We start from the raw sequence: 24,990 nt of genomic DNA, 5'->3' as shown, positions 1-24,990 counted from the left end.
CCCGGGAATACGTCACTATGGACGCTCGTTAGCACTCATTGAGTGAGAGTGCCAGGAGGAAGACAACAGTGCCGACCTACCAGTATCAGTGCACCGAGTGCGGCGAGGGCCTCGAGGCGGTGCAGAAGTTCACCGACGACGCCCTGACCGAGTGCCCCAATTGCGGCGGCCGCCTGAAGAAGGTGTACTCCGCGGTCGGCATTGTCTTCAAGGGCTCCGGTTTCTACCGGAACGACAGCCGCGGCTCGTCGTCGAGCAGCTCGCCGGCCACCCCGAAGCCGTCGACGTCCTCGGACTCGAAGCCGTCCACCCCTTCGACCTCGTCCTCGGACTCGAAGTCGAAGTCGTCGAGTTCGGGCTCCTCGTCCAGCAACAGCTCAGCCGCGTAGGACTCTTCACCGCGGGACCCTGTCGTCCACGACGACGGGGTCCTCGGCGTTTCCGGAGCACCCCCCTGTGCCCTCCCGGCGGCGGCTAGGGTGCTGGCCATGGCGAACGCAGAGATCGGCGTGATCGGTGGCTCCGGGTTCTACTCGTTCCTCGACGACGTGACCGAGATCCAGGTGGACACCCCCTACGGACCGCCCAGCGACTCCCTCTTCCTCGGCGAGATCGCCGGCCGACGGGTCGCGTTCCTGCCGCGGCACGGGCGCGGCCACCATCTTCCGCCGCACCGCATCAACTACCGGGCCAACCTCTGGGCGCTGCGCTCCGTCGGCGTGCGCCAGGTCCTCGGCCCGTGCGCGGTGGGCGGCCTGCGCCCAGAGTACGGGCCGGGCACGCTGCTGGTGCCGGACCAGCTGGTGGACCGTACGAAGTCCCGGACGGGCACGTACTTCGACGGGCTCCCGCTGCCCGGCGGCGCGGTGCCGAACGTGGTGCACGTGTCCCTGGCCGACCCCTACTGCCCGACCGGCCGGGCGGCCTCGCTGAAGGCGGCGCGCGGTCGGGACTGGGAACCGGTGGACGGCGGCACGCTCGTGGTGATCGAAGGCCCGCGCTTCTCGACCCGCGCCGAGTCGTTGTGGCACCAGGCGCAGGGCTGGTCGGTGGTCGGCATGACCGGTCACCCCGAGGCGGCGCTCGCGCGTGAACTGGAGCTCTGCTACTCCTCGTTGACCCTCGTCACCGACCTCGACGCGGGCGCCGAGACCGGCGAGGGCGTCTCCCACGACGAGGTGCTGCGGGTGTTCGCGGCCAACGTGGACCGGCTGCGGGGCGTGCTGTTCGACACGGTGGCCGCGCTGCCGGGGACCGGGGCGCGGGACTGCCTGTGCGCGAACGCGCTGGGCGGGATGGACCCGGGCTTCGTGCTGCCGTAGCGGCCTCGGCTGGGGATACGGAGAGGGGCCGGGATACGGAACTTCCCGTTCGGGTGAGGGAGTTGTCCACAACCGGCGGGTAGCACACGGGCTCCGGCAGGCATCGGCGCGAGGCCTCATCGTGGGGACCGCAAGCCGATCCCTCGTCGCAGGTGGTGGTCCCCCATGTCCCTCTCCCCTCCCTCCTTCCCCTCCTTCACGGGCCCGTCGGGTACGGATTCCTTCCCGCGCCCGTTGGGCACCGACGCTCCGCCCACGTGCGAGGTGCCGCACTTCGCACCGGTGCGGGTGCGCGGCGGTCGCTGTCAACTGCGCCGGTTGCTACGGCACCGGCGGCGGGCCGTGGCCGCGGGGCTCGCGCTGACCGCCGCCGCGCTCGTGGCGGCGGGGCCGCGTGACGCGACGGAGGCACGGCACAGCGAGCGGCCTCGCGGGCATCCGGTGGTCGATCCGGTACGGCAGCGCCGGGCGGTCGAGTGGGTGTCGGCGCCGGTGCGGATCGCCGACGCCGGTACGGTCCGGCTGCTGCGGGCCGGTGACCGGATCGATGTGATCGCCGCAGAGGAGTCGGCGACGGGCGGTGACGCTCACGTGGTCGCGCGCGGGGCGCGGGTGACGAAGGTGCCTGAGCCGCTCGAAGTCGCGGACGGCGGCGGGGCGTTGGTGGTGCTGTCGGTGCCACGCTCCACGGCGGCGCGGCTGGCCGGCGCGAGCGCCACGACGCGGCTGGCGGTGACGATGTGCTGATCGGCCGATGGGTCTCGGGGCTGGTCCGTGGGGTGAACCGTGCCTTTCGACTTCTCGGCGACTTGCTGTCAAGTCCCTCGTTCGAGTTACTGAATTGGACAGGGCGGCCGGGCCTTGACGTAGGTTGCGGAGCTGTCGGTTCCACCCCCTGCGCGTGCGAGAAGAGGCTCCGAGTTGAGCGAGAAGAAGAAGGACCCGGGCGTCTGGCAGGGCTTCAAGGCCTTCCTGATGCGCGGGAACGTCGTCGATCTGGCAGTCGCGGTCGTCATCGGCGCCGCCTTCACGAACATCGTCAACTCGGTGGTGAAGGGGATCATCAACCCGCTCGTCGGGGCGATCGGCACACAGAACCTGGACACCTACAGCTCGTGCCTGAGCAGCAGTTGCTCGGGCGACAAGGGCATCCAGCTGATGTGGGGTTCCGTCCTGGGAGCCGCCCTCAGCTTCGTGATCACCGCGGCGGTCGTCTACTTCCTGATGGTCCTGCCGATGTCGAAGTACCTGGCCCGGGCGGAGGCCCAGCGCAAGGCCAAGGAGGGCACGCAGGAGGTCATGGAGATCACCGAGCTGGAGGTCCTCAAGGAGATCCGCGACGCGCTGGTCGCGCAGCGCGGCGAGGGGCACCGGGAGCCGTAGCCGACGACGCTGAGGCGACCGGCGGTTCAGACCTGGCCGACGGCTCAGATGTGGTGGGGCGGCTTCTCGTCGAGGAAGCGCTTCAGATCGGCAGCGCTGTCGCCCTCGGGCCGCTCGCCCCACCCGCGGTCCGTGTCGTCCGAGGACGGCCGGCTCAGCGGGTCGTCGAAGACCAGCGCGGGCTTCGGATCGCGCGGCTCGGGGGCGGGAGCGGTACTCATGCCTCCAGGGTACGGCCCCCGGCGGACGTTATCTGCTGTGCTTGGCCCCATGACGTCCGAGACTCACAGTCCCCAGCGCCCCCTACGACCCCTGCGCCCGCTCACCGCCCGGGGCCGGGACGAGTCGCACCGGGTCGCCTCGCCGCTGGAGCTGTTCTTCGACCTGTGTTTCGTGGTGGCCATCGCACAGGCGGGCGTCCAGCTGGCGCACGCCGTAGCGGAGGGGCATGCGGGCGAGGGCGTCCTGAACTACGCGATGCAGTTCTTCTCGATCTGGTGGGCCTGGATGAACTTCTCCTGGTTCGCCTCGGCCTACGACAACGACGACGTGCTGTACCGGGTCGTCACCCTGGTGCAGATCGCCGGCGTCCTGGTCCTCGCGGCCGGGGTCTCGCGGGCCTTCGACCAGCACGACTACGTGGTCGTCTGGCTCGGCTACCTGATCATGCGGCTGGCGATGGCCGCGCAGTGGCTGCGAGCGGCGCGGTCGGCCCGGGGCCCGGAGCGCACGATGGCCCTGCGGTATGCGGGTGGCGTACTCCTGTGCCTGGTCGGCTGGCTGGGGCTGGTGGTCCTGCCGGAGCACGCTCGGGTGTGGGTGTTCCTGGTGATGGTGATCGCGGAACTGTGCGTGCCGCTCTACGCGGAGAAGGACTTCACGACGCCCTGGCATCCGCACCACATCTCCGAGCGGTACGGGCTGTTCACGATCATCGTGCTGGGCGAGACGATCGCGGCGGCGACGGTCGCCGTGAAGTCGGGGGTGGACGAGCACGACGCGCTGGGCGAGCTGATGCCCATCGCGGCCGGCGGATTGCTGATCGTGTTCGCCGCCTGGTGGATCTACTTCGTGGTACCGATCCACGGGCACCTTCGCTCCAACCAGCAGGCGTTCCTGTGGGGTTACGGCCACTACCTGATCTTCGCCTCGGCGGCCACGATCGGCGCGGGCCTCGAGGTGGCGGTCACACAGGCGGTCGGCAAGGCCCACATCTCCACACTGGCGGCCTCCGCGGCGGTGACCCTGCCGACTGCCCTGTACCTGCTCAGCGTCTGGGCGCTCCACGCCCGCCACTACAAGGTGGGCATCACCCAGCAACTGGTGCTCCCCGTGGCCGCGTTGCTGGTGATCTGCTGCACGTTCCTGGGACAGTGGGCGGTGCTGGCGGCCGGGCTGGTGTCGGCGCTGACAGTAGCGGTCGGGGTGACACTGACGGCGCGGACGGCTGCCGCCGAGGAGAGCGGGACCGAGACAACGGCGACGGCGGGCTGACGGCCACTGGATCGGCTGGGCACGCCGGGCGGACGGGCACGGCAACGGCCACGCGCGCCGGGTCGGCCGCCCCCGCACCGCCCACACGCGCTCGGGCCCCCGCCGTCGGCTCAGCCAAGCACGCCGGCCCAACTGCCCCGGACCAGCGGCGTGTACTGAGTCGGGCCGCCCCCGGATCAACCAAGCCTGTTGGGCCGACCGGCACGGCAACGCCCATACATGCTGGGCGGCCGACCGTGCTCCGAACCACCGCGTCCGCCACCCCCACCGGGCCGACCGGGCCGGCCGCCACCGAAACAGTCGACGAAGCTCAGTCGACGGCTACCGGAACAGGGGCCCAAGGCGGGCTGACTATCCCCGGATCACCGGTGCGCAGCGCGGCGACGGTCCCCGAATCGGTACGGAGCTGGGCGAGACTGATCCCCATGACAGTTGACGCGTTGACTGATGTGGCCGGGGTGCGGGTGGGGCATGCGACGCGGTCGGGGGACGGTTGGCTGACCGGGACCACCGTCGTGCTCGCGCCGGAGGGCGGGGCGGTGGCCGCCGTGGATGTGCGGGGCGGCGGACCCGGCACCAAGGAGACCGACGCGCTCGATCCGCGGAACCTGGTGCAACGGGTGGACGCGATCGTGCTGACCGGTGGCAGTGCGTACGGGCTCGACGCCGCGTCCGGGGTGATGGCGTGGCTGGAGGAGCAGGGGCGCGGGGTCCGGGTCGGCGTCGATCCGTCGCACGTCGTACCCGTAGTACCTGCGGCCTGTGTCTTCGACCTGGGGCGGGGCGGTGCCTTCCGGGCCAGGCCGGACGCGGCCACCGGACGAACGGCGGTCGAGGCCGCCGCGATCAGCGGGCCCGGGGTGCGGGTGCGCGAGGGGTGTGTGGGCGCCGGTACGGGGGCTGCGGTCGGGCCGTTGAAGGGCGGGATCGGGACCGCGAGCCTTCTGCTGGAGTCGGGGATCACGGTGGCGGCGCTGGTGGTGGCCAACGCGGCGGGTTCGGCGACGGACCCCGAAACGGGCGTGCTGTACGGGGAGTTGTTCCGGGGGCGGGTGGAGTATCCCGAGCCGCACGTCCACGAGGCCGCGCGGCAACGCCTCGCCGAGGCCGCCGCGAAGAACGCGCCTCCCCCACTGAACACCACGCTCGCGGTGGTAGCCACGGACGCCGAACTCACCAAAGCCCAGGCGCAGAAGCTGGCCGGCACGGCGCACGACGGCATCGCGCGCGCCGTACGCCCGGTGCATCTCCTGAACGACGGCGACACGGTCTTCACACTCGCCACCGGGACCCGCCCACTCGACGCAGAGAACCCCCTCGCCCTCAACGCCGTCCTCGCGGCCGGCGCGGAGGTCGTGACCCGCGCGATCGTGCGCGCGGTACGCGCCGCCGAGCCGGTGGACGGACCGGGCGGGACATGGCCGTCGTACGAGGAGCTGTACGGAAGACGGTAGGCACCCACGTTCACACCTGCGGCGACAGGCACGCGGGTCCGCCGCCCCGGTCACCTCTGGAGGCGTGGGCCATTTCTAACCAGTGAAAGCCGCCGAGCCAGTTAGTTTTACCCACAGCCTCCAGCAACCCCCACCCACAGTTGGCCGCTGAGCCGACCCGGCGTGCAGGCGAGACGCGACCGCAGGGAGCGCCCTTCACTCGGGCCGTGGAAGCTCGACACCGACCAAGAAGCGAGTGGCCCACCCCAGCCCCCTCCCCTCCCCCCCCCGCCCCGCCCCGCATATGTCCCGGTTCTGTCACCGGACGGAGTCCATGAGGAACGCAGGGAACCCGTACAGCCACGCGCCCCCTCTTTGTCCACGCATCGCAGCGGATCACGCATCACGCATCACGTACACCACACGAACCTGGAGCAGCCAGTGACAACGCCGGACATAGCAGCGCGGCGCGTACTGGGGGCCATCGCCGCCCTGGTGGTCGGCACCCTCACCCTCAGCGCGTGTGGTGGCAACGCCAGCGCGGACGCCAACACCGACAACAAGGGCGGCAGCAACACGACCGCCAAGACGTCCACCGCGAAGATCACCATCTCCGCCAAGGACGGCGCGACGAACGCGTCCATCAACTCCACCGGCGTACAGGTCAGCGACGGCACGTTGACCGACGTGAAGATGACGGTCTCCGGGTCGGGGGAGTCCGTGGACGGCGCGATCTCCGCGAACGGCGCGAGCTGGAAGCCCAAGGAGCAGTTGGAGCGCGGGACCAAGTACCAGATATCGGCGACCGCGAAGGACTCCAGCGGTAAGACCGCCGCCGCCAACTCCATCTTCACCACCGTCACTTCGAGCAACAGCTTCATCGGGACGTACACCCCGGACAACGGGACGACGGTCGGTGTCGGGATGCCGGTGTCGTTCAACTTCGACAAGGTGATCAGCGACAAGAAGGCCGTGCAGTCGCACATCACGGTCACGTCGAGCAGCGGACAGCAGGTCGTGGGTCACTGGTTCGGCACGCAGCGGCTCGACTTCCGGCCGCAGGACTACTGGAAGGCCGGCTCCAAGGTCACGATGAAGATCGACCTGGACGGCGTGCAGGGCGCGAACGGCGTCTACGGCGTACAGAAGAAGACCGTGAGCTTCACCATCGGCCGCTCGCAGGTCTCCACGGTCGACGTCAACACGCAGACCATGACGGTCGTACGGGACGGCCAGACCCTCAAGTCGCTGCCGATCTCGTCCGGCAGCCCCGAACACACCACGTACAACGGGCAGATGGTGATCTCCGAGAAGTTCACCCAGACCCGGATGAACAGCCAGACGGTCGGTCTGGGCGGGGAGTACGACATCCCGGACGTGCCGCACGCGATGCGTCTGACCTCGTCGGGGACGTTCATCCACGGCAACTACTGGTACAACAAGTCCAATCCGCCCTTCGGCCAGACGGGCACCAGCCACGGCTGTGTCGGGCTCGCGGACGTACAGGGCGCGCAGGGCGCGACGAACGCCGCCTGGTTCTACGACAACTCGCTCATCGGGGACGTCGTGATCGTGAAGAACTCCCCCGACAAGACGGTCGCCCCGGACAACGGGCTCAACGGCTGGAACATGGCGTGGAGCGAGTGGACCGCCGGAAGTGCCGCCTGACCGGCGGGTTTTGACGGAACTTCGGGCCGCGCGGGAACATCTCGCGCGGCCCGCGCGTTTTCCGGGCAGACGTTTTCTCGGTTCACAGACATGATGTCCGACCGAGGGGCTACGGTATGCACCCACAAGGTGACATGCAGCAACGCCGGGAGAAGCCTTGAGCGTTCCGTACGACACGGCAGCGTACGAACAACCCGAGTCGCCCGAGTCTCCGCAAGAGCATCTCGCGCGACTCCTCGGCCGTGCCCTGAACTCCTTCGAGCTGCCGGACGAGACGATAGGGCGTCTCGACTGCGCGCTGGCGCACGACAGTTCGCTGCACTCCGCGCACCACAGCGCCGGCCTGCACCGGGAGACGTACCGGCACACGTGGCTGCTCGCCGACGGTTCGGCGCTCACCCTGTGGGAGCTCGTCCACAACACCGTGCTGGGCCGCGAGACCCAGCACGAGGTGTATGTCGACGAGGAGGAGCTGCGCACCGCGACCGTGCGGCTGCCGCTGCCGCCGGACACCCCGGACTTCGAACTGCCGGTGCTGGTGCAGCTGTCGCCGATCCCGGAGCCCCGGCACACGTATCTGGCGGACGACTCCGCGGACCACGCGCGCCGTTTATTGCGCCGGGCGGAGAACGTGGACCGGCCGGACGACGAGACGGCCGCGCTGCTGGAGACGGCGTTCGCGCACCAGATCACGCAGGCCTTCGGCCGCCCGTTCCGAGCGGGCCGTGCCGCGCTGTGCTTCTCGCTCTACGAGCACGCGTTCCTGCTGCAGGACGGCGCGGAGATCTCCCTGTGGGAGGTCGAGCACACGGCGACACCGGACGGCCGTCACATGTGCGAGGTGTACGTCAGCGAGGACGCGGCGCGGGACGCGATGGAGCGGCGGGCGGCGCAGGTCTCCTGACCGGGGTGAACGGGGAAGGCTTCAACGCCCGTCGCTGAGCTGTCGTACGAGACCCGCGAAGGCGTCCCGCTCCGCCGGGGTCAGTTCGACGGACTCCACGTGGGGAGCGGTGTGGCGTTGGTTCGGGAGGCCGTGGAGCGGGTGGGCCGCGTGCCACGTGGTGGGCTCGACGAGCGAGCGGCGCAGGACGCGCGTCAGGCCGAACACCCAGGCGACGGTCGCCAGGGCGAGAACGGCCACACCGGTCAGCTGGAGGATCGAGACGTGCTCAGGCATGCGTTCCAGTAGACACCACGGTCCGGGACCGTGGTCCCGGACCGTGACGTATCTCGCAGTTGCCGTGAACACCTCACAGCTGCCCAAAAGAGGCCGGACGGAGGCCGGAAAGACCCTAGGCGGCGACCGGCTGCTTCGTGTCCGCCGCAGGGGCGGCCATGTCCTCCGGTGCTCCGGGGACCGTGCTGCCGGCGGCCGGCTTGCGCATGCCCTTCAGTACGACGACCAGGGCCGCCGTGACGCACATGCCGACCGCGATGGCGATCAGGTAGAGGAACGCGTGGCCGATCAGCGGGACCACGAAGATGCCGCCGTGCGGGGCCCGCAGGGTCGCGCCGAACGCCATCGACAGGGAACCGGTGATCGCGCCGCCCACCATCGCGGACGGGATGACCCGCAGCGGGTCGGCCGCCGCGAACGGGATCGCGCCCTCGGAGATGAAGGAGGCGCCCAGGACCCAGGCGGCCTTGCCGTTCTCGCGCTCGGTCTCGGTGAAGAGCTTGCCGCGCACGGTCGTCGCCAGGGCCATCGCCAGCGGCGGGACCATGCCGGCCGCCATCACCGCGGCCATGATCTTCATCGCCGAGTCACTCGGGTTGGAGACCGCGATGCCCGCCGTGGCGAAGGTGTACGCGACCTTGTTGACCGGGCCGCCGAGGTCGAAGCACATCATCAGGCCGAGCAGGGCACCCAGCAGGATCGCGTTCGAGCCGCTGAGGCCGTTCAGCCAGTCGGTCATGCCCTTCTGCGCCGAGGCGATCGGCTTCCCGATGACCACGAACATCAGGAACCCGACGATCGCCGTGGAGATCAGCGGGATCACCACCACCGGCATGATCCCGCGCACCGCCTTGGGGATCTTCACCTTCTGGATCGCCAGCACCACACCACCGGCGATCAGACCGGCGGCCAGACCGCCGAGGAAGCCCGCGTTGATGGTGGAGGCGATCATGCCGCCGACGAAGCCGGGCACCAGACCGGGCCGGTCCGCCATGCCGTAGGCGATGTAACCCGCCAGGACCGGGACCAGGAAGCCGAAGGCGACGCCGCCGATCTGGAACATCAGCGCGGCCCAGCTGTCGGTCTGCGTCCACACGAAGTGCTGCATGACCGAGGGCGCGGACTTGATCTCGTAGCCGCCGATCGCGAAGCCGAGGGCGATCAGCAGACCGCCCGCCGCGACGAACGGGACCATGTAACTGACGCCGGACATCAGCCACTTGCGGAGCATGGAGCCGTAGCCCTCGCCCGCCTCGCCGCCGCGCTCGACCGGGGTCGGCGCGGATCCGCCGGTGACCTCGCCGCGCTCCGCCTTGCCGCGGACCTCGCTGATCAGCTCGGCGGGACGGTTGATGCCCGCCTTCACGCCGACGTCGACGGTCGGCTTCCCGGCGAAGCGCTCCTTCTCCCGTACGGGCACGTCGTGGGCGAAGATCACGGCGTCCGCCGCCGCGATCACCGCCGGGTCGAGCCGGGTGAAACCGGCCGAACCCTGCGGCTCCACGACGAGTTCGACACCGGCGTCACGGCCCGCGTTCTCCAGCGCCTCGGCCGCCATGTAGGTGTGCGCGATACCGGTGGGGCAGGAGGTGACGGCGACGATACGGAACGGCTGCGCGCCGGCGCCGGTGTCCGCGGCCGCCGCAGCAGCCGTAGCAGCCGTAGCAGCCGTAGCAGCCGGGGAACCGTCGGCCGGGGAACTGCCCGCCGCGGCGCCGGCGGAGGCCGCCACCGGCGTCGCGGCGGAGCTTTCGGGAGTGCTCGGCGCGGGAGTGCTCGGCGCCGGGGTCTCGTCGCCGCGGATCAGGGCCGCCGCGCTCTCCGCGTCGCCGACCGCGCGCAGGGCGGAGGTGAACTCGGCGTTCATGAGCTGGCGGGCCAGGGCGGAGAGGATCGTCAGGTGGGCGTCGTCGGCCCCGGCGGGCGCGGCGATCAGGAAGATCAGGTCGGCGGGGCCGTCCGGGGCGCCGAAGTCGACGCCGTCGGCGCTGCGGCCGAAGGCGAGCGACGGCTCGGTGACGTACTCGCTGCGGCAGTGCGGAATGCCGATGCCGCCGTCCAGGCCGGTCGGCATCTGCGCCTCGCGGGCGGCCACGTCGGCGAGGAAGCCCTCCAGGTCGGTGACCCGGCCCTGGGCGACCATGCGCTCGGCGAGGGCACGTGCCGCCGCCTCTTTGGTATCGGCGGACAGGTCGAGGTCGACCAGGTCCGCGGTGATCATCTCGCTCATCGCGGGCTCCTTCGCACGCGTATCGCCCGGGGACTGCCGTGGGCGGGGGTGGGGACGGGGACGGGGGTACTGCGGGACTGCCGGAAGGGGGCGGCGGTTAACGGGGAGCGGGGACGGACGGTCGTAGCGACCATGAGCGCGTTCATGTCACCGGCTCCGTCAGGACGCGGTCCACCGGGACGTCCGCCGTGACCGTGACCGCGGCCGGGTCGAGGTCGGCCGGGGTGGGCATCACGCTGCCGGGGAGCTGGACGGCGGCGGCGCCGTGGGCGACGGCCGAGGCAAGGGCTTCGGGGCCGTGGCCGCCGGCGATCAGGAAGCCGGCCAGCGAGGAGTCCCCCGCACCGACATTGCTGCGTACGACGTCGACGCGCGCGCTGCCGTACCAGGCACCGGAGCCGTCCACGAGCAGTTGCCCGTCCGCGCCGAGGCTGGCGAGGACGGCACCCGCGCCCAACTCCCGTAGTTCTTCAGCCGCTTTGACCGCGTCGCCGACGGTGGCGAGGGGGCGGGAGACGGCCTCCGCGAGCTCCTCGGCGTTGGGCTTGACGACGTCGGGGCGTTCGCGCAGGGCCTCGATGAGCGCGGGGCCGGAGGTGTCGAGGGCGATACGGACGCCGACGGCGTGCGCGCGGGCGACCAACTCGGCGTACCAGGACGGCGCGAGGCCGCGCGGAAGGCTTCCGCAGCAGGCGATCCAGTCGGCGTCACGGGACTGCTGCCTGACCGTCTCCAGGAGCAACTCCTGTTCGGCGGCGGTCAGTTCGGGGCCGGGGGCGTTGATCTTCGTCAGGACGCCGTCCGCCTCGGCGAGGGCGATGTTCGAGCGGGTGGCCCCGGCGACCGGGACCGGCGCGACCTCGATGCCCTGCGCGTCGAGCAGGTCCGCGACCAGCGCGCCCGGCGCTCCGCCCAGCGGCAGGACGGCGACCGTACGGCGGCCCGCGGCGGCGACCGCGCGGGAGACGTTGACGCCCTTGCCGCCCGGGTCCATGCGCTCGCCGGTGGCCCGTATGACCTCACCGCGGTCCAGCGAGGGGACCTCGTAGGTGCGGTCGAGGGACGGGTTCGGGGTGACGGTGAGGATCATGCGCGCACTACTTCCATGCCGCCGCGCTCCATGGCGGTGGCGTCTTCTGGGCTCAGCCCGCTGTCGGTGATCAGCAGGTCCACGTCGCTCAGGGCGCCGAAGCGGGCGAAGTGCTCCTGGCCGTGCTTGGCGGAGTCGGCGAGCAGCACCACGCGGCGGGCGGCGGTCATCGCCGCGCGCTTGACCGCGGCCTCGGCGAGGTCGGGCGTGGTCAGCCCGTGCCCGGCGGAGAAACCGTTGGCCGCGACGAACACGACGTCGGCGCGGATCTCGCCGTACGCCCGCAGCGCCCAGGCGTCGACGGCGGCGCGGGTACGGTGCCGCACGCGCCCCCCGACGAGGTGGAGCTGCATGCCCGGGTGGTCCGCGAGGCGGGCCGCGATGGGCAGGGAGTGCGTGACGACGGTGAGCTCGGCCTCCAGCGGGATGATGCCCGCGAGGCGGGCGATCGTCGTACCGGCGTCGAGGATCACCGTGCCCTGCATCGGCAGCTCGGCGAGGGCCGCCTTGGCGATCCGGTCCTTCTCGTCGGCCGCCGTCGACTCGCGCTCGGCGAGGTCCGGCTCGAAGTCCAGCCGCCCGGCGGGTATGGCACCGCCGTGCACCCGGCGGACGAGTCCCGCGCGGTCGAGGGCCTTCAGGTCCCGGCGGATCGTCTCCGCCGTGACCTGGAACTCCTCGGCCAGCGATACGACGTCCACCCGGCCGCCGTCACGGGCCAGCCGGAGGATCTCCTGCTGCCGCTCCGGTGCGTACATGTCCGTTCGCCTCCGACCTTTGCCCGAACTTGTGGTTTCGCTCGGAGGCTACGCCCGGATTTCCGGAAAGTAAACAGGTTCGGGCATGAGGTGGACATGAACGGGCAGAGGGATCATTTTGGGAGGGCTGCTTGCGGTGTGCAGTCCGCGGTCAGCTGTGGCGCAGGTCCTTGATCCTCTTCTGGGCGGCGAGGATGGCGCGCACCAGTTCACCCCGGGCGGCCTCCTGGCGCATGGCGAGGGTGAGTTGGGCACGGTGGTACGGGACGGTGATGCGCGTGACGGGACCGGGCTCGGGCAGGGCGGTGGCGACATAGCCCCGCACGCACTCGACCACCTTCGTCAGTTCGAGGCGGACGGCCTCGGTGTGGTCGGTGATGCCCTCGATCATGTTCCCGATCGAGGAGATCTCCGCGAAGTCGTCGGCGGCGCAGGGCTTCCGGGTGAGGCCGCACTGGGCCTTGTAGAGGTCGCCGAGCCATTCGGCCGGCTTGTCGAAGTCGGTGTTCGTCTCGTCCTTGCGGCGGATCTTCCGCGTCCAGGCGAAGAACTGCCTCTGGTGCCGGTGGGACAACCCGGCGAAGAGACCCATGACGAGGGCAGAGGTGGCGGTCAGGAGGAGGGTGCCGGCACTGGTGCCGATCGCCAGCGTGGTGGTGCTGGTCATCATGCGGTGATCCGTTCGGGGGCGGAGCGTGAGCGGCAGAGGGACCGGGGTGCCGGAGTGGGGGGTCCGGTACGCCGGGCGGTGTCAGTTCCCGGCGGCGAGGTGGCGCAGCGCGTCGACGTCGTGCACGACGAACCGGCGGTACCGGGCTTCGATGATCCCGTGGTAGCGCAGGGTCCGGATCGCGTTCTCGGTGGTGGAGACGGCGAGTTGGAGGGCCGCGGCCAGGTCCTTCTGCCCCGGACCGATGATGTTGGTGGAGCTCGCCCTCGGGCCGGGGGAACCCACGGTGTCGGCCAGGTGCGCCAGCAGCCTGCTGACGCGCTCCAGGGGTGGCCGGGTGGCCATGGTGTAGACGAGTTCGTCGCTGCGGTTGCGGTCTTCGAGGCTGCGCAGGAGGGCGAGTCGGATATCGGGCCACTTGCTCAGCAGGGCGTTGAAGTAGCGGGCACGGCAGGGGATGGCCACGGTCTCGGCCAGACACTTGGTGAGGACGGCGGAGCCGGAGGTCACGAGCTTGGCCTCGCCGACCAGCTGTCCGCGACCCCGGAACCGCGTGACGGCGGGGACATGCTCCCCCTCGCCGAGCGGGAAGCGGTCCTGGCGTACGACACCGTCCCAGATGATGTAGACGTTCCCGTCGTCCGGCCCGATCGGCAGGTGCTCGTCCCGCGCGAAGCTGCGGCTGCGCAGGCCGGCCTCCACCAGAGCGCGCCAGTCCTCCGTGTCCAGGCACCGCAGGAAGCTTCCCCGGGGCTTGCTCTCGTGCCCCCGGAGAAGGTCGACCGGCCGGGCGGTGTCGTCGGTCGCGAGCATCCTCACTCGCCGGCTCCAAATGCCGCGGCGGCGCGTGTCCCGGCGCACGCGCCATGAAGCGCGCGGTGGTGACGATGTGTCACGGTACGCATTGGGGTCCGAGTCCCTTTCTCTGTTCTGTTGAAGCTCTGCGACCCCGCCGGTCAGCGGGGTCACGGGTGACGGGTCCGGCCTCCCTCTCCGGGAGGTGCGGCAACGCCCGGGTGGTGAGGCCGGGGGAAACAGTTGAGCGAGACAGAACGGTACCGCTCGTTGCAAGAGAAGAGCCAGTCGCGATCCCAAAGGTACCGCGACGAATAGTGATCATGACTCGAAACCCCTCACAGCGGGGCTTCATCACAGAAGATCACACGTAATCCGGACGGAAAAGTGACCACCAATTTCACAATTACCAAACCGGTTATCCCCGCAGTCCGCACCCTCTCAGAGGCATGTCGGGACGCTTCTCCGGTGAGCGACATATGACGCCCACACGAACCGGCGGCAAAGACGAGAGGCCCTGGGGCACCACCCCCAGGACCTCCCGGAAAGGCCCGGACCCGTCAGGGATCAGACCGCTGCCCAGTAAACACCACGACCCGCCCCAGGGTCACTCCCCATCGGGCGACAAGGCCGCTCTGCCGCCGGATGGCCAGCCCGAACCGCCGCCCCGGGGCTGTCACCGACAGCACACTCTCCCGCACACGCCGTCGGGACACCTCGCCCGGCCGCGCGCTTTATCCCTTTTGCAGACATGAGGGCGGGACCGCCCCCATGCCCACCGAGGTATGACAGCACCTTCAAATGACAGCCATCGATCAAGACCAAACATATTCCGCCAACACGCCCCCACCTGACCGGCGATCCGATCGACCGGCGACGCACCCAAAGAATTAACCGACCGACGCCTCGGCAATTCATTTCCGAGAGGCAGTTCGATCCGAAAAGAAATACAGCGAATCCGCACAGGAAACATATCTCCGTAGGGAAATCCGGGGTTCACTGCAGCACATGAAAAAATATCGACTAATGGACAAGGACATCATTACCCGGTCCCGCTCCACCCCGCCCTTCCCATCACCATCTCCCACTCCGTCAATTTTCCTGCAGGACAGGCGAGTTGGCTGCACGTACCGCCACGAGGGTGGAGCGTTCACTCCGTAAGCGACCCTTGCACTACGCGGCGTTACGTTCGACGCCGTCCACGCCGTCAGACCTGCCCGGCGTACGCCTCCCCCCGCGCACCGGCGTACGCCATCGTCCGACGGTTTGCGTCGAGCGCCCCGCCCCCGTACTGCCTCGGGGCGGGGCGCTGTCGTACGACATCTCGCGCTTCGGTGGGCGGGGTCAACTCCCGCTCGGCTCAACCTCCTTGGCCGCCTGACCGGTGACCTGCCCCGCCGCCCGCCCCGGCAGCGCGAACATCAGCAGGAAGATCACGCCCATCACGGCAGCCACCCAACCCAGCGCGTTCTGGAAGGCGTTGACGAACGCGGGACCCACCTGGGCCGGGGTCAGCCGGTCGCCGATCGAGCCGAAGAAGACCACCGACACCAAGCCCAGCCCCAGCGCATTGCCCATCTGCTGAACGGTGTTGATGAGTCCGGACGCCGAACCCGCGTGCTCGCGCGGCACTTCGGAGAGGATCGTGTCGGTCAGCGGGGCGAAGATCAGGCCCATGCCGGCGCCCATCACGACGAGCGGGAGCGCCATCTGCCAGGAGGCGATGGCCAGTTGGTACCGGTCCGCCTCCCAGAGGTAGAGCAGCACGCCCGCGACCATCACCAGCGCGCCGGTCTGCAGCACATTGCGTCCACCGAGCCGCGGCACCAGCTTCTGCACGGACATCCCGGCCGCCACCGAGACCGCGATCGAGAACGGTACGCCGGTCAGCCCCGCCCGCAGCGGGCTCCAGCCCAGCCCGATCTGCATGTACAGCGTCCAGACCAGGAAGAAGATGCCGAGTCCGATCCCGAAGACCGTCTGTACGGCGATGCCCGCCGCGAAGCTCTTCACCTCGAACAGCGACAGCTCGACGAGCGGCGAACCGTCCCGCGCGGCCTTCCGCTTCTCGTACGCCACCAGCCCGGCGAAGACCCCGATCGAGCCGGACATCGACACGAACCCCCAGGCGGGCCAGCCCAGTTCGTCGCCCCGGGTGAGCGGATAGAGCAGCATCAGCAGGCCGAGGGTGACCAGGGTGACGCCGACGAGGTCCAGCTTCAGGGCGCGCGGCGCCTTGGACTCCGTGATGAAGCGGGTGCCGAGAATCAGGCCCGCGATACCGACCGGCAGGTTGATCAGGAAGATCGGGCGCCACTCAAGACCGAAGAGGTTCCACTCGGTGAGCAGCGCGCCGAGCAACGGACCCGAGACCGCGCCCAGGCCGACGATCGCGCCGAACAGCCCGAACACCTTGCCCCGCTCGTGCGCCGGGAAGGTCGCGTGCACGATCGACAGCACCTGCGGCACCATCATCGCCGCCATCCCGCCCTGGAGGATGCGCGAGGCGACCAGCATCTCCGGGTTCGCGGCGAAGCCGCACAGCGCGGAGGCGAGCGTGAAGCCGCCGATGCCGACGAGGAACAGCCGCTTGCGGCCGTGGATGTCACCCAGCCGCCCGCCGGTGATCAGCCCGGCGGCGAAGGCGAGCGCGTAACCGGCCGTTATCCACTGGATCTGGCTGAAGGAGGCGCCCGCGTCCCGCTGGATCGACGGGATCGCGACATTGACGATCGTGACGTCGACGAGGTCCATGAAGGCCGCGGTCATCACGATCGCGAGGGCGAACCAGCGCCGCCGGTCACCCGCGCCGGCCACGGGGGCCTCGGGGGCTGGGCTGTCCACAAGGGTTTCGGTGGAGGTCATGGCTCGAAGCTATGACCTCATTAGGTCAGATCGTGTCCTAGTTCTACGGCATCCTCGAATCCATGACGACGACGGAGAGCTCATGACTACGACGGAGGGCTCATGACGACGGACACCCCGGCCCGGCTCCTCCAGCTCCTCTCGCTCCTCCAGACGCCCCGTGAGTGGCCCGGCGGCGAGCTGGCCGACCGGCTCGGGGTGTCCCGGCGCACGGTCCGGCGGGACATCGACCGGCTCCGCGAACTCGGCTATCCCGTGCAGGCGACGCTCGGCTCCGACGGCGGCTACCGGCTCGTCGCGGGCAAGGCGATGCCCCCGCTGGTGCTGGACGACGAGGAGGCGGTGGCGATCGCGGTCGGCCTGCGCGCGGGCGCCGGGCACGCGCTGGAGGGCGTGGACGAGGCCTCCGTACGGGCACTGGCGAAGCTGGAACAGGTACTGCCTTCGCGACTGCGGCACCGGGTCGCCACCCTCCAGGCCGCCACGACCCCGCTGACCAGTGGCGACGGCGCGAGCATCGCCCCCGAGACGCTGACCGTGATCGCCTCGACGATCGCCGGCCAGGAACGGCTGCGCTTCGCCTACCGCGCCAAGGACGGCACCGAGTCCCGCCGCCGGACGGAGCCGTACCGCCTCGTCTCGACCGGCCGACGCTGGTATCTCGTCGCCTACGACCTCGACCGCGAGGACTGGCGGACGTTCCGGGTCGACCGGGTGAGCCAACCCTTCGCCACCGGGGCCCGGTTCACCCCGCGCGAGCTGCCGACCGGAAGCGCCGCGGAGTATCTACGGCAGTCCATGCAGCGGCGTCAGGAGACCTACGAGTACGCCGTCACCTTCGCCGCCCCCGCCGAGGTCGTCGCGGCCCGCATCCCGGCCTGGCTCGGCACCCCGGAGCCGCTCGACGAGCACAGTTGCCGCCTGCGAGCCACGACCGGCGACGCGGTGGACTGGCTGGCCGTACGGCTGGCCATGCTGGGGTACGGGTTCACGGTGCACGAGCCGGAGGAACTGGTGCGGCAGGTAAGGGAGTTGGGGGAACGGCTGAGCCGGGCGGGGAGTGCGGCCGAGCCGCAGGCCTGAGCCTCGGAGGGTGTGTGAGCGGAGCTCACCCCGTGCCCGGCCCTGCGCCCCGTCCCGTCCCCAGCTCCCCCCAGGGAAAGTCCCGCAACGCCCGCAGATTCCGCAGCGCCAGCTCCACCGGCCCCGCCACCGCACTCGCACCGGCACTCGCACCCCCTTGCCCCTCCCCGCACGCCCACCCCTCAACAGCCGTACGCACGGCGGCACTTGCCACGGCGGCGGCGAAGCGCACCTCGGGGGACAGCACGGACGGAGCCGGATCGACGTCGGTGTCTTCGCCCTTGGCGAGGCGTTCCGCGAGGATCTCGCCCAGGGTGCGTTCCGAGGCCTGGTAGACCTCCGCCCAGACCCGGCGCAGGGCAGGGCTGGATTCGGCCATGCCGATCAACGTGCGCACCCAGGTCCAGGAGTTGACGGAGACGCCCACCCCGGGAGTCAGCGTGTGGCGGATCCCGTGTTCCAGGGCCTCCGGTACCGACAGTGCGGCCGGGGCCGCGCGGACCGCCTCCACCCAGCGCTGGGCGCCGGCCGCGTAGAGCGGGGCGACGGCCTCTTCCTTGGTGGCGAAGTAGCGGTAGAAGGTGCGGGGGGCGATGCCCGCGCTCTGGGCGATGTCCTCGGCGCGGGTGGCCCGCAGCCCGTGTCTCACGAAGAGTCCGGCAGCGGCCCGGGCGATCTCCATCCGGGTCTCGGCCTTGCGCCGCTCGGTCAGCGAGAGCGGTGCGGAGGGGGCAGAGGGGCCGGAGGGGGAACCAGGGCCGGAATCCGGTGCTGGGGTGGGGCTGCTCACACCGGCAGGCTATGCCGCTGTGGCACAATCTGCCATTCGGCGGGCCACCCCGGAGTTCAGGTACGGGGTGCCCCGCCGTCCCGGTGTGCCGACGCCCCGACCGCCCCGCAGACGAGAAGAACCGGGCCCCGACGCCTGGGGGGACAGGCGCCGAAGCCCGGTTCGGGAGAGTCCCGGCGCCGGGGGGGGGTGGTGCGTCGGGACTTGGCTCAGAGGATCTCGGGGCACCGCCCCGGACCCCAACTCATGGGCCCTGAAGTGTTGTTCCCCGGGCCCAGCAGCTTGAAGCGGCGTTACACAGCCATGTTCGCGCGGCCTCCCGCCACCCCGCGTACGCGGTCCGGCGCGCACCTCGTTCGTACGCGCCCCCGCGTCCACCGGGCCGGGCCGGAGGCCGGAGACTCACGCCCCCGGCACGGCTCCCGCCGCGCTCACGACCGCTCAGGCCGCCGCGTCGAAGCCGGTCTGGCTGGCCAGCTTCTTCAGTTCCAGCAGTGCGTGCTTCTCGATCTGGCGGATGCGCTCGCGCGTCAGGCCGTGCTCCTTGCCGACCTCGGTGAGCGTGCGCTCCCGGCCGTCCTCCATGCCGTACCGCATCTTGATGATGGAGGCCGTGCGCTGGTCGAGGCGGCCGATCAGGTCGTCCAGTTCCTCGCTGCGCAGCAGGGTCATGACGGACTGCTCGGGCGAGACCGCGGAGGTGTCCTCCAGGAGGTCACCGAACTGGGTGTCTCCGTCGTCGTCCACCGACATGTTCAGCGAGACCGGGTCACGGGCCCAGTCCAGGACGTTCGTCACGCGCTCCGGGGTGGTGTCCAACTCGGCCGCGATCTCCGCGTGTTCGGGCTCCCGCCCGTTCTTGCGGTTGAACTCGCGCTGCACCCGGCGGATCCGGCCCAGCTCCTCCACGAGGTGGACGGGCAGGCGGATGGTCCGGGACTGGTCGGCGATGGAGCGGGTGATGGCCTGGCGGATCCACCAGGTCGCGTACGTCGAGAACTTGAAGCCCTTGCGGTAGTCGAACTTCTCGACCGCGCGCACCAGGCCCGCGTTGCCCTCCTGGATCAGGTCGAGGAGGGGCAGGCCGCTACGGGGGTAACGGCGGGCCACGGCCACGACCAGGCGGAGGTTGGAACGGATGAAGACGTCCTTGGCACGCTCCCCCTCGGCGACCAGGGCCTCCAGCTCGGCGTGGGAGGCGTCCGCCTGGGACTTCTCCTCGCCCTCGAGGACCTGGCGCGCGAACACGCCCGCTTCGATGGTCTGTGAAAGCTCGACTTCCTTGGCGGCGTCGAGCAGCGGTGTGCGCGCGATTTCGTCGAGATACATGCCGACCAGGTCGCGGTCGGCGATCTCGCCGCCATGGGCGCGAACACTGCGCGCCACGCCGGAGGTCTCGCCGGAGGCGGACTTACGACGGGCGACGGCACGGGTTGCCATGCGTGCTCCCTTGCGAATGGGGGTCCCCCCAGGCCCTTTGGCACTGGGGGAGGGTCAGCAGGTGTTCGTCCGATGCTGTGGCACTTGTCCGGTGACTCTTCTCGTGTGCCCTGCATCTGATGGAAACAACGACTGGAATCCGGACAGAATTCCCAACCCGCTCCCCTATTTTTCTGATCTTGCAGTACCCTGTCCGGCCACAAGGGGGTAACGATGCTGTCGGAACATACAGAGGTGCAGGTCAGGCCGGGAGTCGAGAGCGACCTCGACGCCCTCACGGACATCTACAACCACTACGTACGCGAGACCCCGATCACCTTCGACACGGTCCCCTTCACGCCGGAGGAGCGTCGCTCTTGGCTGCTCTCCCACCCTGAAGACGGGCCATACCGCCTGAAGGTTGCCGTGGACGGGACCTTCCAAGGAAACTCACAGCGAATCCTCGGCTACGCCACATCCAGCCCCTACCGGGCGAAGCCCGCCTATTCGACCTCGGTCGAGGTCACGATCTACCTCGCGCCCGACGCGGGCGGCCGGGGCATCGGCACGCTGCTCTACAAAGCCCTGTTCGAGGCCCTGGCGGACGAGGACGTGCACCGGGCGTACGCGGGCATCGCACAACCCAACGAAGCGTCCACGCGGCTGCATGAACGCTTCGGGTTCCGGTACGTCGGCACCTACCGGGAGGTGGGCCGCAAGTTCGGCCGCTACTGGGACGTCGCCTGGCACGAGAAGGACCTGTAAAGCCTCAGCCGAACTGCACCGACCGCTTCGCCATCCCCATCCAGAACCCGTCGATCACGGACGGGTTGAAGGACTCCCGCGCGTCCAGGTCACCGCCCGCCTCCGCCGCGCCCAGGGTGACGAACAGCGGGGCGAAGTGCTCGGTGCGCGGATGGGCGTAGCGCCCGGCCGGGGCCTTGTGGAGGAAGTCCAGCAGGCCGTCCCAGTCGCGGGACTCCAGCGCGCGCTTCCCCCAGTCGTCGAACTCGGAGGACCAGGTGGGCACTCCCCCGCCGGTGTGGCGCAGTGCGGCGAGGTTGTGGGTGAAGAAGCCGGAGCCGACGATCAGGACGCCCTCGTCGCGCAGCGGGGCGAGCTTGCGGCCGATGTCCATCAGCTTCGCCGGGTCGAGGGTCGGCATCGAGACCTGGAGGACCGGGATGTCGGCGGCCGGGAACATCTCGACGAGCGGGACGTACGCCCCGTGGTCGAGGCCACGGCCCGGGACGTCCTGCACCGGGATGCCCGGGGCACGCAGCAACTTCCGTACGGACTCGGCGAGTTCGGGGGCGCCCGGGGCGTCGTAGCGGACCTGGTAGTAGTGCTCGGGGAAGCCCCAGAAGTCGTAGACCAGGGGGACCGGGTCGACCGCGCCGAGGGCGAGGGGGGCCTCCTCCCAGTGGGCGGAGACCATGAGGATCGCCTTGGGGCGCGGGAGGTCGGCGGACCAGGCGGCGAGTTCGCCGGGCCAGATCGGGTCGTCCGCGAGGGGCGGGGCGCCGTGGCTGAGATAGAGGGCGGGCATGCGCTCCGGTGCGGCGGTGGACATGACGGTCACTCCCCAGGTTCGGACTGTGTGCTCGACTGGATGCTTGAACTCTCAAACTTCCTCCAGCAGAGCTTACGCCCCGTTTGTTTAACCTTCAAGGAGAGCTCTCGTACAGTGGAGTGCATGAACACGGCACCCGCACCCGCTGACGAGACGGCACCCTCCGACGAACCCCGCTGGCTCACCGCCGAGGAGCAGCGCGTCTGGCGTTTCTACATGCACGCCAGCACCCTGCTGGAGGACCATCTGGACCGCCAGCTCCAGCGCGACGCGGGCATGCCGCACATCTACTACGGCCTGCTCGTGCAGCTCGCCGAGGCCCCGCGCCGCCGGCTGCGGATGACCGAGCTGGCCATGAACGCGAAGATCACCCGCTCCCGCCTCTCGCACGCGATCGCGCGCCTGGAGAAGAACGGCTGGGTGCGCCGCGAGGACTGTCCCTCCGACAAGCGCGGCCAGTTCGCGGTGCTGACCGACGAGGGCTACGGCGTGCTCAGCCGGACCGCGCCGGGCCATGTGACCGCCGTACGGCAGGCGTTGTTCGAGCGGCTGACGCCGGAACAGCAGAAGTCCCTCGGCGAGATCATGGAGATCGTCGCCGAGGGACTTCAGCCGAACGAAGCGGGTGCGGATCTGCCCTGGCTCCGCTGAGCCGCTCAACTCAACGGAGAACCAGGGCAGTTCCTGGGAGTCGTACCTACGGGGCGTCCCCTTCCCCGTAGGCACGGATGGTGCGAAGGGGGTACGACCGGCCGGGCGTCGTCAGTGGGCGACGACCGGGATCTTGAACTCGTCCTCGATGTCGTCACCGGAGGCGACCGGGTCGGAACCCTGCTTGCCGGCGTTGACGAGGACCGAGACGATGACCGCGGCCGTCACCAGCATGCCGACGGCGAACCAGATGGCGTTGGTGTAGCCGTGCACCTGGCCCTGCAGCGCGACGAGCTGCTGCTGGGTCTTGGAGGTGCCCGCGCCGGCGATGTGGTCCTTGATGTACGCGGTCGTCGCGGACGCGGCGATCGTGTTCAGCAGGGCCGTACCGATGGCGCCGCCCACCTGCTGCGAGGTGTTGACCATCGCGGAGGCGACACCCGCGTCCCGGGGCTCGACGCCCAGGGTGGCCAGGGACATGGCCGGCATGAACGCCGTACCCATGCCGAGACCGAGCAGCAGCATCGCGGGCAGGATGATCGAGGCGTACGACGAGCCGATCTCCAGCTGGGTCATCAGGAGCATGCCGACCGCGGCGACCAGGAAGCCGGGGCCCATCAGCAGACGGGCCGGCAGGCGGGTCATCAGCCGGGTGCCGATCTGGGTCGAGCCGACCATCATGCCGACGATCATCGGCATGAAGGCGAAGCCGGTCTTGATGGGCGAGAAGCCCTTCACGACCTGCAGGTAGTAGGTGAGGAAGAGGAACGTGCCGAACATCGCGATGATGGCGATGCCGAGCGAGAGGTAGATACCGCCGCGGTTGCGGTCGGTGATCACGCGCAGCGGCAGCAGCGGGGCCTTGACCTTGGACTCGACGATCACGAACGAGACCAGCAGGACGGCCGACGCGATGAAGAGCGCGATGGTGGAGGAGTCGCCCCAGCCGTTGGACTCGGCGCGGGTGAAGCCGTAGACGAGCGAGACCAGACCGAGGGTCGACAGGAGCACGCCCGGGATGTCGAGCGGGTTGCGGTTGCGGCCGCCCGCCGGCTCGCGGATGACGAAGTACGCGCCGAGCGCGGCGACGATCGCGAACGGGATGTTCACGAAGAACGTCCAGCGCCAGTCCAGGTACTCGGTCAGCACACCGCCGAGGATGAAGCCGACGGCGCCGCCGCCACCGGCGATCGCGCCGTAGATGCCGAACGCCTTGGCGCGTTCCTTGGCGTCCGTGAACATCACGGCGAGCAGGGAGAGCGCGGCGGGCGCGAGCAGGGCACCGAACGCGCCCTGGAGGGCACGGGCGCCGAACATCATGGCGCCGGTGGTGGCGACACCGCCGAGCGCGGACGCGGCGGCGAAGCCGGTCAGACCGACGACGAAGGCGCGCTTGCGGCCCCACAGGTCGGCTATACGGCCGCCGAAGAGCAGCAGACCACCGAAGGCGAGGGCATAGGCCGTGACGACCCACTGCCGGTTGCCGTCGGAGATGCCCAGGTCGGTCTGGGCGGACGGGAGGGCGATGTTCACGATGGTCGCGTCGAGCACGACCATCAGCTGGGCGAGCGCGATGAACGCGAGCGCCTTCCAGCGGTTGGAATGGGCTTCGTGCTCGGCCTCGGAGGCCTTGTCGAGAGCGCCTGGGGCGCTTCGAGCAGTTTCAGACATGGTGGTACCCACTTCGGGACTTCGTGACGGAAAAATACGGAAGAAGGACGTGGTCGGGGACGGCTCGTCTACGTCGACGAGAGCCGGAAAGCTTGTTGTTGAGACTGGCGTGACGCTCTGAACTGATCGGTCAGGGCTGCCGGAGATCCTCCATCGTCGCGGCCGTGCCGGGCAGGACCGAGCGGGCCGGGGCCCGGAGTCCGTCCAGGAACAGCTGCAGGTGTCGGTGTACGAAGCGGTCGGCGCTGAGGCAACCGGTGCCGGCCGGGGGCCGGCTGAGCTGGGCCACGGCGACCATCAGGTCACCGACTCCCACGTCGGACCGGAGCTGCCCGGCCCTCCTGGCCCGTTCCATGACCTCGTCGATGAGCTCCTCGACCCGCTCGCGGGCGGCTTCCAGGTCCGGGTGGAACTGGTCGAAGGTGCTGGAGATCATCGGGCACAGCGCGCTGATCCGCTCGTCCGCGGAGACGTGCACGAAGCGCTCCAGAGCGGCGAAGGCGTCGCCGGTCTCGTTGAGCGCCTGCTCGGCGGCCTCCGCCGTACGGTCCATGACCGAGACCACGACCTCGCGAACGAGGGCGTCACGGTCCGGGAAGTTGCGGTAAAGCGTGGCGTTGCCGACGCCGGCCCGGCGGGCGATCTCGTCGAGCGGCACATCGGGGCCGAACTCGACGAACATCTCGCGGGCGGCGGTGACGATCCGCTCCCGGTTGCGCAAAGCGTCGGCGCGCGGCCGGGTCACCTTTCGCTGTACGGGGGTCGCGGTCGTCACGGCTTGCTCCTGAAGGTCTTGGACTGCTGAGGCGATCCGGGGACCGAATCCCCGTTTCGCTCGGACACATGGCTAAACGGGGAGACGCTCCCCGGTTATTTCCACCTCCGCGATTGTTCTGATGTGACCTGAGTCACATT

At 70.0% G+C, this 24,990-nt stretch carries 24 protein-coding genes; 11 read left to right on the top strand and 13 right to left on the bottom strand.

Annotation, left to right across the window (positions count from 1 at the left end; translation table 11 throughout):
- The first annotated feature begins 68 nt into the window (after positions 1 to 68).
- From OG504_RS30920 to mscL, 4 genes are all read left to right on the top strand, one after another.
- The gene (locus OG504_RS30920; protein ID WP_405992737.1) at positions 69 to 389 is read left to right on the top strand and encodes an FmdB family zinc ribbon protein; all 321 of its coding nucleotides are present in this window, start codon (positions 69 to 71) and stop codon (positions 387 to 389) included.
- A 99-nt stretch (positions 390 to 488) separates the two neighbouring features.
- Positions 489 to 1,322 carry an S-methyl-5'-thioadenosine phosphorylase gene (locus tag OG504_RS30915; protein WP_405992736.1) on the top strand — a complete coding sequence of 278 codons (834 nt, stop codon included), beginning with the start codon at positions 489 to 491 and terminating at the stop codon, positions 1,320 to 1,322.
- 165 nt (positions 1,323 to 1,487) lie between these two features.
- The gene (locus OG504_RS30910; protein WP_405992735.1) at positions 1,488 to 2,069 is read left to right on the top strand and encodes a hypothetical protein; all 582 of its coding nucleotides are present in this window, start codon (positions 1,488 to 1,490) and stop codon (positions 2,067 to 2,069) included.
- 174 nt (positions 2,070 to 2,243) lie between these two features.
- Positions 2,244 to 2,705, top strand: a complete 462-nt coding sequence (gene mscL, locus OG504_RS30905) for a large conductance mechanosensitive channel protein MscL (protein WP_405992734.1) — start codon at positions 2,244 to 2,246, stop codon at positions 2,703 to 2,705.
- A 44-nt stretch (positions 2,706 to 2,749) separates the two neighbouring features.
- On the opposite strand, the gene OG504_RS30900 is transcribed toward mscL, so the two are convergent.
- Entirely contained in the window at positions 2,750 to 2,926 is a 177-nt protein-coding gene (locus OG504_RS30900) for a hypothetical protein (protein ID WP_366496909.1), read from the bottom strand.
- A gap of 49 nt (positions 2,927 to 2,975) precedes the next feature.
- Between OG504_RS30900 and OG504_RS30895 the strand changes: the two genes are divergently transcribed.
- From OG504_RS30895 to OG504_RS30880, 4 genes are all read left to right on the top strand, one after another.
- Positions 2,976 to 4,199 (top strand): low temperature requirement protein A, encoded by a 1,224-nt coding sequence (locus tag OG504_RS30895; protein WP_405992733.1) that lies wholly within the window; start codon positions 2,976 to 2,978, stop codon positions 4,197 to 4,199.
- A gap of 425 nt (positions 4,200 to 4,624) precedes the next feature.
- Entirely contained in the window at positions 4,625 to 5,653 is a 1,029-nt protein-coding gene (locus tag OG504_RS30890) for a P1 family peptidase (RefSeq protein ID WP_405992732.1), read from the top strand.
- Positions 5,654 to 6,073: 420 nt separating this feature from the next.
- Positions 6,074 to 7,300 (top strand): Ig-like domain-containing protein, encoded by a 1,227-nt coding sequence (locus tag OG504_RS30885; protein WP_405992731.1) that lies wholly within the window; start codon positions 6,074 to 6,076, stop codon positions 7,298 to 7,300.
- A gap of 157 nt (positions 7,301 to 7,457) precedes the next feature.
- Positions 7,458 to 8,204 (top strand): DUF6227 family protein, encoded by a 747-nt coding sequence (locus OG504_RS30880; RefSeq protein WP_405992730.1) that lies wholly within the window; start codon positions 7,458 to 7,460, stop codon positions 8,202 to 8,204.
- Positions 8,205 to 8,225: 21 nt separating this feature from the next.
- On the opposite strand, the gene OG504_RS30875 is transcribed toward OG504_RS30880, so the two are convergent.
- The 7 genes from OG504_RS30875 to OG504_RS30845 form a co-directional block, all read right to left on the bottom strand.
- Complete coding sequence (locus tag OG504_RS30875) at positions 8,226 to 8,480, bottom strand: hypothetical protein (RefSeq protein WP_393752188.1); 255 nt, start codon at positions 8,478 to 8,480, stop codon at positions 8,226 to 8,228.
- A gap of 115 nt (positions 8,481 to 8,595) precedes the next feature.
- A complete protein-coding gene (locus tag OG504_RS30870) occupies positions 8,596 to 10,710 on the bottom strand; it encodes a fructose-specific PTS transporter subunit EIIC (protein WP_405992729.1) in 2,115 nt (704 codons plus the stop codon).
- A 142-nt stretch (positions 10,711 to 10,852) separates the two neighbouring features.
- Positions 10,853 to 11,800 (bottom strand): 1-phosphofructokinase, encoded by a 948-nt coding sequence (gene pfkB / locus OG504_RS30865; protein ID WP_393752192.1) that lies wholly within the window; start codon positions 11,798 to 11,800, stop codon positions 10,853 to 10,855.
- Entirely contained in the window at positions 11,797 to 12,558 is a 762-nt protein-coding gene (locus OG504_RS30860; protein ID WP_393752194.1) for a DeoR/GlpR family DNA-binding transcription regulator, read from the bottom strand. The genes pfkB and OG504_RS30860 overlap by 4 nt, the downstream gene beginning before the upstream one ends.
- A gap of 151 nt (positions 12,559 to 12,709) precedes the next feature.
- Positions 12,710 to 13,228, bottom strand: coding sequence for a hypothetical protein (locus tag OG504_RS30855; protein WP_405992728.1), 519 nt, complete (start codon positions 13,226 to 13,228; stop codon positions 12,710 to 12,712).
- 81 nt (positions 13,229 to 13,309) lie between these two features.
- Positions 13,310 to 14,041, bottom strand: a complete 732-nt coding sequence (locus tag OG504_RS30850) for a Crp/Fnr family transcriptional regulator (RefSeq protein ID WP_405996467.1) — start codon at positions 14,039 to 14,041, stop codon at positions 13,310 to 13,312.
- 1,326 nt (positions 14,042 to 15,367) lie between these two features.
- Positions 15,368 to 16,888: an MFS transporter gene (locus OG504_RS30845; RefSeq protein ID WP_405992727.1), complete on the bottom strand. Its 1,521-nt coding sequence runs from the start codon at positions 16,886 to 16,888 to the stop codon at positions 15,368 to 15,370.
- Between the two features lie 102 nt (positions 16,889 to 16,990).
- Here OG504_RS30845 and OG504_RS30840 point away from each other — a divergent pair, with 102 nt between their 5' ends.
- On the top strand, positions 16,991 to 17,971 hold the full coding sequence (locus tag OG504_RS30840) for a helix-turn-helix transcriptional regulator (RefSeq protein ID WP_405992726.1): 981 nt from the start codon (positions 16,991 to 16,993) through the stop codon (positions 17,969 to 17,971).
- Between the two features lie 25 nt (positions 17,972 to 17,996).
- On the opposite strand, the gene OG504_RS30835 is transcribed toward OG504_RS30840, so the two are convergent.
- Positions 17,997 to 18,761 (bottom strand): TetR/AcrR family transcriptional regulator, encoded by a 765-nt coding sequence (locus OG504_RS30835; RefSeq protein WP_405992725.1) that lies wholly within the window; start codon positions 18,759 to 18,761, stop codon positions 17,997 to 17,999.
- Positions 18,762 to 19,202: 441 nt separating this feature from the next.
- Entirely contained in the window at positions 19,203 to 20,201 is a 999-nt protein-coding gene (locus OG504_RS30830; protein ID WP_405992724.1) for an RNA polymerase sigma factor RpoD/SigA, read from the bottom strand.
- 213 nt (positions 20,202 to 20,414) lie between these two features.
- Here OG504_RS30830 and OG504_RS30825 point away from each other — a divergent pair, with 213 nt between their 5' ends.
- Entirely contained in the window at positions 20,415 to 20,945 is a 531-nt protein-coding gene (locus OG504_RS30825; protein ID WP_405992723.1) for a GNAT family N-acetyltransferase, read from the top strand.
- A gap of 4 nt (positions 20,946 to 20,949) precedes the next feature.
- Here the strand turns inward: OG504_RS30825 and OG504_RS30820 are convergent, their stop codons facing one another.
- Complete coding sequence (locus OG504_RS30820; protein WP_405992722.1) at positions 20,950 to 21,753, bottom strand: dioxygenase; 804 nt, start codon at positions 21,751 to 21,753, stop codon at positions 20,950 to 20,952.
- A 123-nt stretch (positions 21,754 to 21,876) separates the two neighbouring features.
- Here OG504_RS30820 and OG504_RS30815 point away from each other — a divergent pair, with 123 nt between their 5' ends.
- Positions 21,877 to 22,404: a MarR family winged helix-turn-helix transcriptional regulator gene (locus OG504_RS30815; RefSeq protein WP_033285689.1), complete on the top strand. Its 528-nt coding sequence runs from the start codon at positions 21,877 to 21,879 to the stop codon at positions 22,402 to 22,404.
- Positions 22,405 to 22,515: 111 nt separating this feature from the next.
- Here the strand turns inward: OG504_RS30815 and OG504_RS30810 are convergent, their stop codons facing one another.
- Both OG504_RS30810 and OG504_RS30805 read right to left on the bottom strand, forming a co-directional pair.
- Complete coding sequence (locus OG504_RS30810; protein WP_405992721.1) at positions 22,516 to 24,075, bottom strand: MFS transporter; 1,560 nt, start codon at positions 24,073 to 24,075, stop codon at positions 22,516 to 22,518.
- Between the two features lie 130 nt (positions 24,076 to 24,205).
- Entirely contained in the window at positions 24,206 to 24,850 is a 645-nt protein-coding gene (locus OG504_RS30805; protein WP_405992720.1) for a TetR/AcrR family transcriptional regulator, read from the bottom strand.
- Positions 24,851 to 24,990 lie beyond the last annotated feature (140 nt).

Origin of the sequence: Streptomyces sp. NBC_00986, from assembly GCF_045162565.1 — a bacterium.
Classification (GTDB): Bacteria; Actinomycetota; Actinomycetes; order Streptomycetales; family Streptomycetaceae; genus Streptomyces.
This window is presented reverse-complemented; position numbering and strand designations above follow the sequence as displayed.

Coding starts and splice junctions, on each gene's coding strand:
- OG504_RS30830 (WP_405992724.1), bottom strand. CDS start 20,201: ATGGCAACCCGTGCCGTCGCCCGTCGTAAGTCCGCCTCCGGCGAGACC.
- OG504_RS30910 (WP_405992735.1), top strand. CDS start 1,488: ATGTCCCTCTCCCCTCCCTCCTTCCCCTCCTTCACGGGCCCGTCGGGT.
- OG504_RS30915 (WP_405992736.1), top strand. CDS start 489: ATGGCGAACGCAGAGATCGGCGTGATCGGTGGCTCCGGGTTCTACTCG.
- OG504_RS30810 (WP_405992721.1), bottom strand. CDS start 24,075: ATGTCTGAAACTGCTCGAAGCGCCCCAGGCGCTCTCGACAAGGCCTCC.
- OG504_RS30890 (WP_405992732.1), top strand. CDS start 4,625: ATGACAGTTGACGCGTTGACTGATGTGGCCGGGGTGCGGGTGGGGCAT.
- OG504_RS30895 (WP_405992733.1), top strand. CDS start 2,976: ATGACGTCCGAGACTCACAGTCCCCAGCGCCCCCTACGACCCCTGCGC.
- OG504_RS30860 (WP_393752194.1), bottom strand. CDS start 12,558: ATGTACGCACCGGAGCGGCAGCAGGAGATCCTCCGGCTGGCCCGTGAC.
- OG504_RS30900 (WP_366496909.1), bottom strand. CDS start 2,926: ATGAGTACCGCTCCCGCCCCCGAGCCGCGCGATCCGAAGCCCGCGCTG.
- OG504_RS30815 (WP_033285689.1), top strand. CDS start 21,877: ATGAACACGGCACCCGCACCCGCTGACGAGACGGCACCCTCCGACGAA.
- OG504_RS30850 (WP_405996467.1), bottom strand. CDS start 14,041: ATGCTCGCGACCGACGACACCGCCCGGCCGGTCGACCTTCTCCGGGGG.
- OG504_RS30840 (WP_405992726.1), top strand. CDS start 16,991: ATGACGACGGACACCCCGGCCCGGCTCCTCCAGCTCCTCTCGCTCCTC.
- pfkB (WP_393752192.1), bottom strand. CDS start 11,800: ATGATCCTCACCGTCACCCCGAACCCGTCCCTCGACCGCACCTACGAG.
- OG504_RS30855 (WP_405992728.1), bottom strand. CDS start 13,228: ATGATGACCAGCACCACCACGCTGGCGATCGGCACCAGTGCCGGCACC.
- OG504_RS30820 (WP_405992722.1), bottom strand. CDS start 21,753: ATGTCCACCGCCGCACCGGAGCGCATGCCCGCCCTCTATCTCAGCCAC.
- OG504_RS30845 (WP_405992727.1), bottom strand. CDS start 16,888: ATGACCTCCACCGAAACCCTTGTGGACAGCCCAGCCCCCGAGGCCCCC.
- OG504_RS30825 (WP_405992723.1), top strand. CDS start 20,415: ATGCTGTCGGAACATACAGAGGTGCAGGTCAGGCCGGGAGTCGAGAGC.
- OG504_RS30875 (WP_393752188.1), bottom strand. CDS start 8,480: ATGCCTGAGCACGTCTCGATCCTCCAGCTGACCGGTGTGGCCGTTCTC.
- OG504_RS30870 (WP_405992729.1), bottom strand. CDS start 10,710: ATGAGCGAGATGATCACCGCGGACCTGGTCGACCTCGACCTGTCCGCC.